Here is a 14,422-nt window from a genome sequence, read left to right as displayed (position 1 = left end):
ATGGCTCCGCAGGCACCTGTACTCAACCAACCGCTATTCAGCGAACCCGGCGCGCGCGACGGTCGCCGCTTGCTGGCATTGCCCGGCGTGGTGGCGGTTGTCGGCGCGCTGGTCATGGCGGCCATTTCGTTCACCATCCTGGTCGGCGCGACGCCGATCGCGCCTGACGCCAGGACGACCTGGGCGCTGATCGCGCTCAACGCCGCTTTCGTGCTGTTCCTGATGGCGCTGGTTGGGCGCGAAGTGCATCGCATCGTCATGGCGCGCCGGCACGGCAAGGCGGCTTCGCGCCTGCATGTGCGTATCGTCGCCATGTTCGCGCTGGTTGCCGCCATTCCCGCCATCATGGTGGCCATCATCGCCTCGATCACGCTCGATATCGGCCTTGATCGCTGGTTCGAGATCCGCACCAAGACGATCGTCAATTCCTCGCTGTCGATCGCCGATGCCTATGTCCAGGAAAATGCCCGCAACTTGCAGGGCACGACGCTGTCGATGGCCTATGATCTCGACGCGTCGCGAACACTCTACGGCCTTGATCGCACAGGCTTTCTCGACCTCTTGAACAAGGAGGCGGTGGGCCGGTCGCTGGCCCATGCGGCGCTGATCAAGCCCGACGGTTCGTTCGTCATGAGCGCGCAGACCGATGCCGATTTCGCCATGCCGGAACCGCCGGAAGGCGCAGTCAGCAGCGCCACCGATGGCAAACCGGTGCTGATAGAGCCGCGCACCCGCAACATCATGGGCGCCATCGTCAAGCTGCGCGAGATCGAGGGCCTCTACCTCTACACCATCCGCCTTGTCGATCCCGAGGTGATCAAGGCGAGGCAGATCGTCAGATCCAACACCGACGAGTATCGCAATCTCGAAGACAACAGGCGCACCTCGCAAGTGGCCTTCGCACTGCCCTATCTGTCGCTGACCCTGATCATCATCCTGTCGGCGATCTGGACCGGCATCGCGGTCGCCGACCGTCTCGTGCGGCCGATTCGCCAGCTCATTGGCGCTGCCGACGAGGTGGCGACAGGCAATCTAGACGTCGCGGTTCCGGTCAGGCCTTCCGACGGCGACGTCGCCTCGCTGGGTGACACCTTCAACAAGATGCTGCTGGAGCTGAAATCGCAACGCAACGAGATCCTGTCGGCAAAGGACCTGATCGACGAACGGCGGCGCTTTTCCGAAGCCGTGCTTGCCGGTGTTACCGCCGGTGTCATCGGCGTCGATCCCTACGGCATCGTCACCATCGTCAACCGTTCGGCCGAATCGATGCTGGCCATCTCCGCCAGTGCTGCACTCGGGCAGAACCTTTCCGCCATTCTGCCGCATGTTGGCCGTGTCTTCGAGATCGGCCGCCAGTCGGGCAAGCCCGTCTACCGAGAGCAGGTGACGTTTTTCCGCGCCGGCACGGAACGCACATTCAACGTGCAGATCACCGTCGAGGCGGGCGATGACGGCTCGGAGGAGAAATCCTACGTCGTGACCGTCGACGACATCACTGATCTGGTCCAGGCGCAGCGTTCTTCCGCCTGGGCCGATGTGGCGCGCCGCATCGCCCACGAGATCAAGAACCCGCTGACGCCGATCCAGCTTTCGGCCGAGCGCATCAAGCGCCGCTATGGCAAGGTCATCACCGAGGACCGTGAGGTTTTCGACCAATGCACCGACACCATCATCCGGCAGGTCGAGGACATAGGCCGCATGGTCGACGAATTCTCCGCCTTCGCGCGCATGCCCAAGCCCGAGATGAAGGCCATCGATCTGCGCGAATCGCTGCGTGAGGCGTCCTTCCTGGTCGAGGTCAGCCGCGCCGACATCACCTTCGAGCGGATTTTCGGTAACGAACCGCTCAAGGGCACGTTCGACAGTCGCCTTTTGGCGCAAGCTTTCGGCAATGTGATCAAGAACGCCGCCGAGGCGATCGACGGACTGGAACAAAAGGACGGTTCGCACGGCATAATCCGGATTCAAGCCGGTCGTCAGAATGGCGCGATTCGAATCGACGTCATCGACAATGGCAAAGGCCTGCCGCGGGAGAATCGCCAACGGTTGCTCGAGCCCTATATGACCACGCGCGAGAAGGGCACAGGGCTTGGTCTCGCTATCGTCAAGAAGATCGTGGAGGACCATGGCGGCAGGCTGGAACTTCATGATGCGCCTGCGGATTTCCATGGCGGCCGCGGGGCGATGATCAGCATCATCCTGCCGCCCGCGGCCGTCACGCCGTTGCGCGAAGGCAAGTCGGAACACGAGAGAGAAACTGAAAAGGTCGATAATGGCGTCTGATATTCTCATCGTCGATGACGAGGAAGACATCCGCGAGCTCGTCGCAGGCATACTGAGCGACGAAGGTCACGAAACCCGTACGGCATTTGACGCCGACAGCGCGTTGGCGGCCATTGCCGACCGGGCGCCGAGGTTGATTTTCCTCGACATCTGGCTGCAGGGCTCTCGCTTGGACGGCCTGGCGCTGCTGGACGAGATCAAGACCATGCATCCCACTTTGCCCGTGGTGATGATCTCCGGTCACGGCAACATCGAAACGGCGGTCTCGGCTATCCGCCGTGGCGCCTATGATTTCATCGAGAAGCCGTTCAAGGCCGACAGGCTGATTCTCATCGCCGAGCGTGCGCTGGAAACCTCGAAGCTGCGACGCGAGGTTTCCGATCTCAAGCAGCGCAGCGGCGAGACCTTCGACCTGATCGGCATGTCGTCGGCCATGAGCCAGCTGCGCCAGACCATCGAGCGCGTCGCACCGACCAACAGCCGTGTCATGATCATCGGCCCGTCCGGATCAGGCAAGGAACTTGCGGCGCGCGCCATTCACACGCTGTCGGCCCGCAAGGGCGCGCCGTTCGTGACGCTGAGCGCTGCCAACATCACGCCCGAACGCATGGAGATCGAACTGTTCGGCACCGAATCGAACGGTGTCGAGCGCAAGGTCGGCGCGCTGGAGGAGGCCCATCGCGGCATCCTCTACATCGACGAAGTGGCCGACATGCCGCGCGAGACGCAGAACAAGATCCTGCGCGTGCTGGTGGAGCAGCAGTTCGAGCGTGTAGGGGGCACCAAGCGGGTCAAGGTCGATGTCCGCATCATCTCCTCGACCTCGCAGAACCTGGAAGCCATGATTGCCGACGGGCGTTTCCGCGAGGATCTCTACCATCGCCTGGCGGTGGTTCCGGTGATGGTGCCGGGGCTGGCCGAGCGGCGCGAGGATATTCCCTATCTCGTCGACAATTTCATGAAGCAGATCGCCCGCCAGGCCGGCATCAAGCCGCGTCGCATCGGCGACGATGCGCTTGCCGTTCTGCAGGCGCACAATTGGCCGGGCAACGTGCGCCAGCTGCGCAACAATGTCGAACGCCTGATGATCCTGGCGCGCGGCGACGACGTCGATGCGCCGATCACCGCGGACCTTCTGCCGTCCGAGATTGGCGATGTCATGCCGCGAACGCCGAATCAGTCCGACCAGCACATCATGGCGCTGCCGCTGCGCGAAGCGCGTGAACAGTTCGAGAAGGATTATCTGATCGCCCAGATCAACCGCTTTGGCGGCAACATCTCCAAGACCGCCGAGTTCATCGGGATGGAGCGCTCGGCTCTGCACCGCAAACTGAAGTCGCTGGGCGTCTGACGCGCGGACCTGTGCTGAACCGCGCGTGGTCCAAGCATTTGCCGGTTACGGCGGCGGCGGAATCGCATAAGAAAGCCCGAGAATTTTCCAGGGGTCGCCAATGCCGCGCATTGCCTATGTCAACGGGCGCTACGTCGCCCACGCGGACGCTTCCGTGCATATCGAGGATCGCGGCTATCAGTTCGCCGATGGCGTCTATGAGGTCTGCGAGGTGGCGCGCGGCTTCATCGTCGACATGCCGCGCCATCTTGCCCGGCTCAACCGCTCGCTGACCGAATTGTCGATCGCGTGGCCGGTGGCGCGTAACGTGCTGCCGCTCATCCTGCGCGAAGTGGTCAACCGCAACCATGTCGTCAATGGGCTGGTCTATGTGCAGGTAACGCGCGGTGTCGCCAGCCGCGAGTTTGTTTTCCCGTCGGCGGACACCAAGCCGTCTTTGGTGGTCACTGCCAGAAAGGCCGATCCGGCGGCTGGAGCAAAGCGAGCAGAGACCGGTATCGCGGTCATCACCGTGCCAGAAAACCGCTGGGACCGGGTCGATATCAAGACCGTCGGACTGCTGCCCAATGTATTGGCCAAGCAAAAAGCCAAGGAGGCCGGTGCTCAGGAGGCATGGTTCGTCGACACCGACGGCAACGTCAAGGAAGGCGGCTCGTCGAACGCCTGGATCGTCACCAAGGACGGCGTCCTGGTTACGAGGCCAGCGGATCACGGCATCCTGCGCGGCATCACCCGCACGACCATGTTCGAAGTTGCGGCAAAGCTCGGCCTGAAGATCGAAGAGCGCGGTTTTTCCGTCGCCGAGGCCAAGGCGGCGCGCGAGGCGTTCATCAGTTCGGCTACGACGATTGCCATGCCGGTCGTGGCCATTGACGGCGATCCTGTGGCCAATGGGCATCCCGGCTCAGTGACACTTTCGTTACGGCAGGCCTTTTTTGACATTGCGGAAAAAAGTCCAGCCTGATAACCGCACAGGTGGAATGAACATCAATATATCTCGTTCTGCTTGTCGTTACTGACGACAAGACGGTGTTTGCGCGCTTGACATGTGCCCGACAATTTGGCGCATTGGCTTGCAAACCGAAGGGGATCGGCGAAAGACAAGAACAATGGCGGAACGATCGCAAAACCTTCAGGACCTGTTCCTGAATTCAGTTCGCAAGAGCAAGAACCCGCTCACCATCTTCCTCATCAACGGCGTGAAGCTGACCGGTGTGGTTACTTCGTTCGACAATTTCTGTGTGCTGCTGCGCCGCGACGGTCACTCTCAGCTCGTCTACAAGCACGCCATTTCCACGATCATGCCGAGCCAGCCGGTTCAGATGTTCGATGGCGAGGAAAGCCAGGGCGCCTGATTGGCACGTGAGAAGGACGCGGACGGCACGGTTCGCGGAAAACCAGCGCATCATCCCGGGACGGAAGCCAAGGGGCCGACCCGGGCTGTCGTCATTGTGCCCGTGCTTACCCGCCAGCCGCGCGGCGACGACGACACCAACCGCCCTCGGTTGACGCGCTCGGCGGACGCTCGCCATGACGAGGCGGTCGGCCTTGCGCGCGCCATCAATCTCGACCCTGTCCATACGGCTGTCGTGACGGTCAACGATCCGCGTCCAGCGACCTTGCTCGGCAGCGGCAAGGTTGAAGAGTTCGCCGAGATCGTCAAGGAAAACGACGCCGAGCTGGTCATCGTCGACCATCCGCTGACCCCGGTGCAGCAGCGCAATCTCGAGAAGGAACTGCATGCCAAGGTTCTGGACCGCACCGGCCTGATTCTCGAGATCTTTGGCGAGCGCGCCCGCACCAAGGAAGGCACGCTGCAGGTCGAGCTTGCCCATCTCAACTACCAGAAGGGCCGCCTGGTCCGCAGCTGGACCCACCTTGAACGCCAGCGCGGTGGCGCCGGCTTCCTCGGCGGCCCCGGCGAAACCCAGATCGAATCCGACCGGCGGCAGTTGCAGGAAAAGATCATCAAGCTGAAGCACGAGCTGGAAACGGTGCGTCGCACCCGCGACCTGCACCGCGCCAAGCGCAAGAAGGTGCCGTTCCCGGTGGTGGCGATCGTCGGCTACACCAATGCCGGCAAGTCTACCCTGTTCAACCGGCTGACCGGCGCGGACGTGCTGGCGCAGGATATGTTGTTCGCCACGCTCGACCCGACGCTGCGCCGCGTGCGCCTGCCGCATGGCACGCCGATCATCCTGTCGGACACGGTCGGTTTCATCTCCGACCTGCCGACGCATCTGATCGCGGCTTTTCGCGCGACGCTGGAAGAGGTGGTCGAAGCCGATCTCGTCATCCATCTGCGCGACATTTCCGATCCCGACACGGCGGCACAGGCCGAGGACGTCGAGCGCATCCTGGCCGACCTCGGTGTCGACGCCAGTGATGCCAAGCGTGTGATCGAGGTCTGGAACAAGGTCGATCTGCTGGACGAAGGCAACAGGAGCCGTCTGCTTGCCGATGCCGCCGACGGCAGCAAGGGTCCGCCGATCGCCATATCGGCGGTGACCGGCGAGGGCATCGATGCGCTGAAGGCGGTTATCGAAACGCGCATGGCTGGCGAGCTCGAAGACCTTACGGTGACGATCGAGCCGGCGCAGTTCGGCCTTGTCGATTGGCTGTATCGCAATGGCGATATCGTTTCGCGCACCGACAATGAAGACGGCAGCGCCACCATCTCGCTCAAGGCCACGCAAAGCGCCCGCGAAGAGATTGAAAGCCGATTGCGCCGTAAAAACAACGGCTAGGACGGAGAAATTGCAGGAAAAGCGTATAACGCTTTTCCGTCCTGATTGCCGGCCTATAGGGCCCTACGTCGCGCTCTTCGCTTCCTGCCAGAGCGCTTCCATCTCGTCCAGGGTGGCCTTCTCCAGCGTGTTGCCGGACTTCTCCAGGGCCTGCTCGACATAGTGGAAGCGTGACCGGAATTTTTCGTTGGTGCCGCTCAACGCGGCTTCCGAATCGAGCTTGAGATGACGGCCGAGATTGACGACGGCGAACAGCATGTCGCCGAACTCGTCCTTGATCGAGGCCGTCTCGCCCTTCGCCAGAGCCTCGCGCAATTCGCCGATCTCCTCCTCGATCTTGTCGAGGATGGGGGCTGCCTCGCTCCAGTCGAAGCCGACGCGGGCAGCCTTCTCCTGAAGTTTCAGCGCCCGTGTCAAAGCGGGCAGGGCGACCGGAACACTGTCCAGAAATCCCTTGCCATTGTCTTCGGGGTCGAGGCCGCGCGCGACACGGGCTTGCCGCTTCTCCGCCTTCTCCTGCGCCTTGATCTTCTCCCACATGCCCTTGGCCATGCCGGCGCCGCGGGCTTCCTCGTCGCCGAAGACATGCGGGTGGCGCCGGATCATCTTGGTGGTGATGGCCTGGACGACATCCGGGAAGGCGAATTTACCCGCTTCCTCGGCCATTTGCGCGTGGTAGACGACCTGCAGCAGGAGGTCGCCGAGTTCATCCCGCAGATCACCGAGGTCACCGCGCGCGATGGCGTCCGCCACCTCGTAGGCTTCCTCGATCGTATAGGGCGCGATGGTCGAGAAATCCTGCTCGATGTCCCAGGGGCAGCCGGTCTTCGGCGCACGCAGCGCCGCCATGATCTCGATCAGGCGCGAAATGTCTTTGGATGGCGTCATGCGGCGGATGCTATCCTGCGACCCGACGCGCGGCCAACGCTGTCAGCCTGCAAGGGGGCCTTGTCCACAGCTGAGCCGCCTCAGTCGAGCACGGAGATGATCGCCTTGGCGAGGTCGTCCATGCCGTCCTCTGGCAAACCGGCGACATTGATGCGGCTATCGCCGACCATGTAGACGCCGTACTCGGCACGCAACCGCTCGACTTGCGCTTCCGTGAGACCAAGCCGCGAGAACATGCCGCGATGGCTGGCGACGAAGTCGAAGCGGTCGGAGTTGGACTGCCGGCGCAGCGCCTCGGCGAAAGCCACGCGAAGCCTGAGCATGCGTAGGCGCATCTCTTCCAGTTCGGCTTCCCAGTCGGCGCGCAGGCTTGCGTCTTCCAGCACGATGCGCACCGCCGCGGCACCATGGTCCGGCGGCATCGAATACATTGCACGTGCCGCCGACAGCATCTGGCTCATCGCCACGTCGGCCTGCGCGCTGTCCCTGGCCAGGATCATCGCCGCGCCGACACGGTCGCGGTAGACGGCGAAATTCTTCGAGCAGCTCGAGGCAACGACCATCTCCGGTACTTTCGCCGCCAACAGGCGCAGGCCAATAGCGTCGGCCTCGAGGCCGTCGCCAAAGCCCTGGTAGGCGATGTCGACGAATGGCAGCAGGCCGCGTTCGACGACCAGATCGGTGACGGCCTGCCACTGCGCCGCGTCGAGGTTGGCGCCAGTCGGGTTGTGGCAGCAGCCATGCAGCAGCACCACGTCGCCGTTCTTGGCCGTCCGCAACGCCGCCAGCATGTCGTCGAAACGAACAGCACCAGAGGTCGCATCGAAATAGGGGTATTCGCGGATCTGCAGGCCGGCGGCGCGCATCACCGGCATATGGTTCGGCCAGGTCGGGTCCGACAGCCAGATCGTGGCGTCCGAACGGGTCCGCTTGAGCAGCTCCGCCACCAGGCGAAGCGCACCGGAGCCGCCAGGCGCCTGTGCCGCCCGGATGCGCGTCATGTCCGCGCCCGGCCCGAAGGCGAGCTTGGCCATCACCGCGTTGAACCCGGTGTCGCCCGCGAGCCCGAGATAGGTCTTGGTGTCCTGGCTGTTCAGCAGCCGCTTTTCAGCCTCACGAACGGCGCGCATCACCGGCGTCTTGCCGTCGCGATCCTTGTAGACGCCGACCCCGAGGTCGACTTTGTTGGGTCGCGGATCGGCGCGATAGAGGCCGATCAGGGCCAGGATCTTGTCGGCGGGAGCTGGCTGCAGTTCTTCGAACATCGCTATGGTTCCGTTGGCGCGGCGGAGTGATACGCAAATAGAGCGCACTTCGCCAGCGGTTTAATTGCGCAAAACGGAGGGCGGCACCCAGGGGCGCGGCCTTTCGAAACGATAGCAGCTATTCTCATTGCAGCGTATGCGTCGCTTCGAAAGCGGCTCAAGGAATGACTGCCTCATGCTCGTACGGCTGACGATGATCTGCAACGGCGCCACGGCCGCGACCCGGCGGGGGTCGTTTCCGCTCGATGAGCCGCTGGAGCCGCGCTCGCTGGCGCTGGCGAAGGCGATGCGCGGGACGCTGCGCCGCGCCGACCGCGTGTGGACAGCGCCCGCGCTTCGCGCCCGCCAGACCGCCGAGGCGCTATCGCTGGACGCATCGGTCGAACCGCTCCTGGCGGATCAGGGCTATGGAAGCTGGGCCGGTATGCGTTTTGAGGACCTGCAGGCGGAGCAGCCCGAGGGCATCGCTGCCTGGCTATCAGACCCCAACACAGCGCCGCGTGGTGGCGAGTCGCTGGCTGACGTTGCCCGCCGGGCTTCCGAGTTGATGGACCGGTTGATGGCCAAGCCTGGCCACACAATCGCGCTGACCCATGCCAGCGTCATCCGGACCGCGATCGTGCATGTTCTGGGTGCTCCGCTTGCGGCCTGTTGGAAGATCGATATCGAGCCGCTGAGCATCACCGATTTTCGCAGCGACGGCCGCAGATGGGTGTTGCGCGCCTGCGGTGTAGCCGCGCCCAAATCCGCAACAACGCTTCGCCCTTGAGAGCCAGGCAGGGCGAGGGGATCGCAAACGCGATCCCCCGGCGAAACCACCGGGCATAAGAAAAAAGGCGCGGCTGGGATTAAAATCCCCACATGCTCCGTAAACAGGGCATGAAACGGTCGATGCCACGCTTTGACATCATAGGACAGCTCGGATCGCTGCGGCGCTATGCGCAGTCGCTGACGCGCGACAGCGCGGATGCCGAGGATCTCGTGCATGACGCGCTGGTGCGCGCCTATGAGCGGCGCGGCACCTTCCGCTCCGGCGGAAACCTGCGGGCCTGGCTGCTGTCCATCGTCCACAACGCCTTCATCGACCGCATGCGTTCGCGCCGCTCGGAAGCCGTGCGCATCGAACAGGCCGGATACCTCGCCGATGCCGCCACGCCGGCGCCGCAGGAGCATTCGGTGCGCCTGGCGCAGGTGCGGGACGCCTTTTTCAACCTGCCGGAAGAGCAGCGCTCGGCGCTGCATCTGGTCGCCATCGAAGGGCTTTCCTACCAGCAGGCGGCCAGTGCCACCGGCGTGCCGCTGGGCACGCTGATGTCGCGCATCGGCAGGGCGCGCGCCGCCCTTCGCCAGATGGAAGACGCCGCCCCGGTGCGCGGAAAAAATCATCTCAAGATCGTGGGAGGTGAGCCATGAGCGCTCTTGTCGACCCGGTGACCGACGCCGACCTCGACGCTTATGTCGACGACCAGCTGGATGTCACCCGCCGCATCGAGGTCGAAGCCTTCCTGTCGACTCGCCCGGAGGCCGCCGCGCGCGTCATGTCGGATCTGCGGACCCGCGATGAGCTGCGCGTGGCGCTTGCCGGCTCCAAGGGCATGGCCCGGCCGGCGACCGCTGACGCGGCGCGGCGGCTGGAGAGGGGGCTTGTCCGTGGCCGCATCTTCGGCGTGCTGCAGCGCGCCGCTGCGGTTGCTGCCTTCGTTGCCGCCGGCTGGCTGGCAAACGGCATCATCGGGCCGATGTCGGTGACCAAGGTCGTCGCGTCGCCGCAGCCGCCCGCCTATGTCGACGAGGCCGTGCGGGCACACAGGACGACGCTGGTGCGCGAGACCATGCCCTCGCAGCCGGAAGCGCCCAATTACAGTGCCGGCGAGATCCGTGCTGCGACCGCGATCGTCATGCCGTCGCTGCCAAAGGACTGGAAGGTGCGCGACGTGCAGATCTATCCGTCGCGCTTCGGCCCGAGCGTCGAGGTGGCTGTCGACACCAAGGATATGGGCCTGGTGTCGCTGTTTGCGATCCGGCCGGGAACCTTCGACGTGGTCAAGCCGACCGTCGCGCCGTCGGGCGACATTTCCTCGGCCTATTTCCAGATCGGCGAGGTCGCCTATGCGGTGGTCGCGAAAAGCGGGGTTCATGACCTCGACCGCGCCGCCGAGACGCTCGCCAAAACGCTTTACTGATCGACCCCACGCTTTACTGACCGATCCACAAAGGAGACTGCAAATGAACACGCCCAATCTGGGATATCGCGTCGGCACCGGCGCCCAGGCCGGAGCCGTCTTTGACGAGGGCCTGCGTCAGCACATGGTGCGCGTCTACAACTATATGGGCCTCGGCCTGGTGGTCACCGGCCTGGTCGCCTTCCTGGTGTCGTCGACGCCGGCGCTCTACGTGCCGATCTTCTCCAGCCCGCTGAAATGGGTGGTGATGCTGGCGCCGCTCGCCTTCGTCATGCTGTTTTCGTTCAAGATGCAGACCATGTCGGCGGCCAGCGCTCAGGCAATGTTCTGGGCCTTCTGCGCGGTGATGGGCCTGTCGCTCGCCTCCGTGTTCCTGGTCTTCACCGGCACTAGCATCGCGCGCACCTTCTTCATCGCCGCCACCATGTTCGGCGCCACCAGTCTCTACGGCTATACGACCAGGCGCGACCTGACCCAGTTCTCGTCTTTCCTGATCATGGGCCTGATCGGCGTGGTGATCGCCAGCATCGTCAACATCTTCCTCGGCTCGACCGCGCTGCAGTTCGCCATTTCGGTGATCGGTATCGCCGTCTTCATCGGGCTAACCGCCTGGGACACGCAGACGATCAAGGAACAATATGCCGAGAATTTCGACGCGGAATCGCGCCAGAAGCTGGCTGTTTTCGGTGCTTTCTCGCTCTACCTGAACTTCATCAACATCTTCCAATTGCTGCTGAACTTCACGGGCGAGCGGGAGTAACGACTGTCCGCTGTGGGCAAGGGCGGGGTTCTCGCCCTTGATGCGGAGAGGTGGCCGGAGGAGAAATCCTCCGGCCACAATTCGTTCCTGCAAGACCCGTCTATGCCTTGAGTCCCCAGGAGCTTTTGTTAGTCTGCCGCCGCAGCGGCCTTCAACACCGACGCGCGAGGACATGTGGCACAGGACAGCCAAACGCTTCATGGCGACGGCATCTCGGCCGTTATTGCAGAGCAAGGCGCCGAACTGGTTTCGCTGCAGGATGGGCGGGGATTTGAGTTTCTGTGGCAAGCCGGGCCGGAGTGGCGGCGCCATTCGCCGGTGCTGTTCCCCATAGTCGGCCGGCTGACGGGCGATCGGCTGCGCCATCGCGGCCAGACCTATCCGATGACGCAGCACGGCTTCGCCCGCGACAAACCGTTCACCTGGGAGGAGAGGGGACCCCACTCCTGCACGCTGGTGCTTACCGACGACGCCGACACCCGCGCGCACTACCCCTTCGCCTTTCGCCTTGCCGTGACCTACACGCTGGACCGCCAGCAGCTCGGTGTGACCTTCAAGATTACCAACACCGGTGACGAGCCGTTGCCGGCTTCGATCGGCGCGCATCCTGCATTCAACTGGCCGTTGCTGCCGGAATTGCCCAAGGAGGCCTATCGGCTGACCTTTTCCGACGACGAGCCGGCACCGATCCGCCGCCTGAAGGACGGCCTGCTGCTCACGGAACCGCGGCCGACGCCCATCGATGGCAGGACGCTTGCGCTGTCCGAACGGCTGTTCGATGACGACGCCGTCATCCTGGACCGGCCAGCGAGCACCAGCGTGCGCTATGCGGCCGAGCGCGGTCCGGCGATCGAAATGTCATGGCAGGGAGCCGAGGAGCTCGGCATCTGGTCCAAGCCCGGCGGCGCGCCCTTCCTGTGCATCGAACCCTGGCATGGCATAGCGAGCCCGACCGATTTCGATGGCGAATTCACTGACAAGCCCGGCGTGATGCTGATCGAACCGGGGGCGAAGCGTTCGCTGAGCTACCAGATCGGCCTGGAGCCGGGCCGGCGGTGACCGACCGACGGCCAACCGCAGAATCGACGCCTGGGAGCACCCAATGAAACTCGGCTTCATCGGCACAGGTGCGCTGACTTCAGCCATTGTCGTCGGGCTCAAATCCCTCGATGGCGATCCGGTGTCGGTGGTGTTGTCGCCGCGCAACGAAGAGATCGCGGCGAAGCTCGCTTCCCGCTATCCGAATACACGCGTTGCCGCCGACAATCAGGAGGTGCTCGACGACTGCGATACCGTCATGCTGGCTGTCCGGCCGCAAGATGCCCATCAGGTGCTGCCTGAATTGAAATTTCGGCGCGACCATCACCTCATCAGCCTGATCGCCACGTTGTCGCACGAGGAGATAGCCGGCCTGACCGCACCGGCGAGCCGCGTGACCAAAGCGCTGCCCATGCCGATGATCGCCCGGCGGCTGGGGGCGACGATCATTTATCCGCCTGATCCGGACGTGACCGCGTTGTTCGGCGGACTGGGGAAGGTGATCGAGGTCGAGAGTTCCAGCGAGTTCGACGCGTTGAGCGTCGTGACCGCGACCTATGCCACCTATTTCAAGTACCTCGATACGATCCATCGCTGGCTGAAAGCGCATGATGTGCCAGACACCAAGGGGCGTGACTATATCGCCGCGCTCTTCACGGCGCTCGGGCACGCTCCGGAGACGGCGCCTGAGGCGGACTTCACGCATCTGGCGCAGGACTATGCGACCCGTGGCGGCATCAACGAGCAGGTCCTGAAGGAACTCACGGCCCGCAACGTCTTCGATGCGCTGGCGGAAAGCCTGGACGGCGTGCATCGGCGCATTTCAGCGGTTGGCGCCACCTGACGGGAAAGTTTTGCGATGGGTTTCAAACCTGCCGGGCGATGGTGCCGATCACGTTGACCAGAAGGCGCGCGGCGGTCTGGGCCGACAGGCCGTCAATGTCGGCCGGCGGATAGAGCTCGACAAGGTCGAATCCCGCGATCCTGGTCCTCTTGCCAAGGCCCGCGATCAGGTCGATCGCCTGCGTGTAGGTGAGGCCGCCGGGCGTACGCGCCGCCACGCCCGGCATGATGCCGGGATCAAGGCTGTCGCAGTCGAAGGTGACGACCACCCGTGCGCCTTCCGGAATATGCCTGAGCGCCGCCTCCACGCCTTGTGCATGAACCTCGCGCGCGGTCACGAAACGGCTGCCGTAGTGCTGCGCCGCTTCGACTTCAGCAAGGCACGCACTGCCGACGCCGCGCAGGCCAACCTGCACCATGCCCGCGACATGCGGCATCTCGCTTGCCCTTCGCATCGGGCTGGAATAGGCGTGGCGTTCTCCATGCACCTCGTCGCGCCAGTCGATATGGGCATCGATCTGCAGGATCCAGATCGGTCCGTGATCGGCAAAGCCGGCAAGGAACGGAATGACGACGGAATCGTCACCGCCGAGCAGGATCGGCACGGCCGGCAAGGCCAGGACCTCGCGCGTCCTCGCCTCGATCCGGGCCCTGTTTTCGGCATTGTCGTGCAGGATGGTCGAGATGTCGCCGGCATCGATGCAGCAGACCGGCTTGCCGTCGAACAACGGGCCGCCAAGATCGAAATCCCAGTGCCCGACAAGCGGGGCGTCATCCTGGCTGGCCGCACGGATGGCGTCGGCCGCCAACGCATGGCCACTGCTGTCCTTGCCGGGATAGGTGCTGCCGTGCCCGGCGCCGAAGATCACCGCACGAGGCGTACGGCCATCCGCGAGGCGATCGGGAAGGGCGAGGAATGATGGCGACATTTTCTTGGTGGTCCTTGATGGCACGGACTGGGGAAGTTACCAAGTAACACCGACTGCCGCAAAGCAGGTCGCCTAGCACGGCGCCTTCGATCATCCCTGAATTTTTTGCGATTATAGTCGATTGTCGTGCCGTCG

14 protein-coding genes are annotated in these 14,422 nt (G+C 63.8%); 11 read left to right on the top strand and 3 right to left on the bottom strand.

All coding sequences use genetic code 11. The annotated features are described in order from the left end of the window. The 5 genes from D3242_RS32815 to hflX all read left to right on the top strand — a co-directional run bounded on the left by D3242_RS32815 (position 1) and on the right by hflX (position 6,381). Positions 1-2,283 carry a sensor histidine kinase NtrY-like gene (locus D3242_RS32815; protein ID WP_019858035.1) on the top strand — a complete coding sequence of 761 codons (2,283 nt, stop codon included), beginning with the start codon at positions 1-3 and terminating at the stop codon, positions 2,281-2,283. Next, positions 2,273-3,634, top strand: a complete 1,362-nt coding sequence (gene ntrX / locus D3242_RS32810; RefSeq protein WP_010909346.1) for a nitrogen assimilation response regulator NtrX — start codon at positions 2,273-2,275, stop codon at positions 3,632-3,634. Before D3242_RS32815 ends, ntrX begins: the two co-directional genes overlap by 11 nt. 100 nt (positions 3,635-3,734) lie before the next feature. Further along, positions 3,735-4,598, top strand: a complete 864-nt coding sequence (locus D3242_RS32805; RefSeq protein WP_019858036.1) for a D-amino-acid transaminase — start codon at positions 3,735-3,737, stop codon at positions 4,596-4,598. Between the two features lie 145 nt (positions 4,599-4,743). Then, entirely contained in the window at positions 4,744-4,989 is a 246-nt protein-coding gene (gene hfq / locus D3242_RS32800; protein WP_006202172.1) for an RNA chaperone Hfq, read from the top strand. Then, positions 4,990-6,381, top strand: coding sequence for a GTPase HflX (gene hflX, locus D3242_RS32795; protein WP_064982413.1), 1,392 nt, complete (start codon positions 4,990-4,992; stop codon positions 6,379-6,381). 63 nt (positions 6,382-6,444) lie between these two features. Here hflX and mazG read toward each other — a convergent pair whose 3' ends face one another. Beyond that, on the bottom strand, positions 6,445-7,269 hold the full coding sequence (mazG, locus tag D3242_RS32790) for a nucleoside triphosphate pyrophosphohydrolase (protein ID WP_038646712.1): 825 nt from the start codon (positions 7,267-7,269) through the stop codon (positions 6,445-6,447). An 80-nt stretch (positions 7,270-7,349) separates the two neighbouring features. Then, on the bottom strand, positions 7,350-8,534 hold the full coding sequence (locus D3242_RS32785) for an amino acid aminotransferase (protein WP_038646714.1): 1,185 nt from the start codon (positions 8,532-8,534) through the stop codon (positions 7,350-7,352). Positions 8,535-8,709: 175 nt separating this feature from the next. On the opposite strand from D3242_RS32785, the gene D3242_RS32780 reads away from it, so the two are divergent. The 6 genes from D3242_RS32780 to D3242_RS32755 all read left to right on the top strand — a co-directional run bounded on the left by D3242_RS32780 (position 8,710) and on the right by D3242_RS32755 (position 13,359). Then, positions 8,710-9,303 (top strand): histidine phosphatase family protein, encoded by a 594-nt coding sequence (locus tag D3242_RS32780; RefSeq protein ID WP_038652645.1) that lies wholly within the window; start codon positions 8,710-8,712, stop codon positions 9,301-9,303. Between the two features lie 110 nt (positions 9,304-9,413). After that, the gene (locus D3242_RS32775) at positions 9,414-9,947 is read left to right on the top strand and encodes a sigma-70 family RNA polymerase sigma factor (RefSeq protein ID WP_038646716.1); all 534 of its coding nucleotides are present in this window, start codon (positions 9,414-9,416) and stop codon (positions 9,945-9,947) included. After that, positions 9,944-10,717, top strand: coding sequence for an anti-sigma factor family protein (locus tag D3242_RS32770; protein ID WP_038646717.1), 774 nt, complete (start codon positions 9,944-9,946; stop codon positions 10,715-10,717). Before D3242_RS32775 ends, D3242_RS32770 begins: the two co-directional genes overlap by 4 nt. Positions 10,718-10,760: 43 nt before the next feature. Beyond that, complete coding sequence (locus D3242_RS32765) at positions 10,761-11,477, top strand: Bax inhibitor-1/YccA family protein (protein WP_064982411.1); 717 nt, start codon at positions 10,761-10,763, stop codon at positions 11,475-11,477. Between the two features lie 174 nt (positions 11,478-11,651). Beyond that, a complete protein-coding gene (locus tag D3242_RS32760) occupies positions 11,652-12,536 on the top strand; it encodes an aldose 1-epimerase family protein (protein WP_064982409.1) in 885 nt (294 codons plus the stop codon). 43 nt (positions 12,537-12,579) lie between these two features. Then, positions 12,580-13,359, top strand: coding sequence for a pyrroline-5-carboxylate reductase (locus tag D3242_RS32755; RefSeq protein WP_064982407.1), 780 nt, complete (start codon positions 12,580-12,582; stop codon positions 13,357-13,359). Positions 13,360-13,381: 22 nt separating this feature from the next. Here D3242_RS32755 and D3242_RS32750 read toward each other — a convergent pair whose 3' ends face one another. After that, positions 13,382-14,287: an agmatinase gene (locus D3242_RS32750; protein WP_064982405.1), complete on the bottom strand. Its 906-nt coding sequence runs from the start codon at positions 14,285-14,287 to the stop codon at positions 13,382-13,384. Positions 14,288-14,422: the final 135 nt, after the last annotated feature.

The organism is Mesorhizobium jarvisii, assembly GCF_003601985.1.
Lineage (GTDB): Bacteria > Pseudomonadota > Alphaproteobacteria > Rhizobiales > Rhizobiaceae > Mesorhizobium > Mesorhizobium jarvisii.
Note: the sequence above shows the minus strand (reverse complement) of the source record. Positions and strands in the feature narration are given on the sequence as shown.

What these genes read in the sequence shown, in the direction of transcription:
- D3242_RS32755 (WP_064982407.1), top strand. Translation starts at nt 12,580, where the DNA reads ATGAAACTCGGCTTCATCGGCACAGGTGCGCTGACTTCAGCCATTGTC.
- D3242_RS32785 (WP_038646714.1), bottom strand. Translation starts at nt 8,534, where the DNA reads ATGTTCGAAGAACTGCAGCCAGCTCCCGCCGACAAGATCCTGGCCCTG.
- mazG (WP_038646712.1), bottom strand. Translation starts at nt 7,269, where the DNA reads ATGACGCCATCCAAAGACATTTCGCGCCTGATCGAGATCATGGCGGCG.
- D3242_RS32780 (WP_038652645.1), top strand. Translation starts at nt 8,710, where the DNA reads ATGCTCGTACGGCTGACGATGATCTGCAACGGCGCCACGGCCGCGACC.
- D3242_RS32770 (WP_038646717.1), top strand. Translation starts at nt 9,944, where the DNA reads ATGAGCGCTCTTGTCGACCCGGTGACCGACGCCGACCTCGACGCTTAT.
- D3242_RS32815 (WP_019858035.1), top strand. Translation starts at nt 1, where the DNA reads ATGGCTCCGCAGGCACCTGTACTCAACCAACCGCTATTCAGCGAACCC.
- ntrX (WP_010909346.1), top strand. Translation starts at nt 2,273, where the DNA reads ATGGCGTCTGATATTCTCATCGTCGATGACGAGGAAGACATCCGCGAG.
- D3242_RS32765 (WP_064982411.1), top strand. Translation starts at nt 10,761, where the DNA reads ATGAACACGCCCAATCTGGGATATCGCGTCGGCACCGGCGCCCAGGCC.
- hfq (WP_006202172.1), top strand. Translation starts at nt 4,744, where the DNA reads ATGGCGGAACGATCGCAAAACCTTCAGGACCTGTTCCTGAATTCAGTT.
- D3242_RS32775 (WP_038646716.1), top strand. Translation starts at nt 9,414, where the DNA reads ATGAAACGGTCGATGCCACGCTTTGACATCATAGGACAGCTCGGATCG.
- D3242_RS32805 (WP_019858036.1), top strand. Translation starts at nt 3,735, where the DNA reads ATGCCGCGCATTGCCTATGTCAACGGGCGCTACGTCGCCCACGCGGAC.
- D3242_RS32750 (WP_064982405.1), bottom strand. Translation starts at nt 14,287, where the DNA reads ATGTCGCCATCATTCCTCGCCCTTCCCGATCGCCTCGCGGATGGCCGT.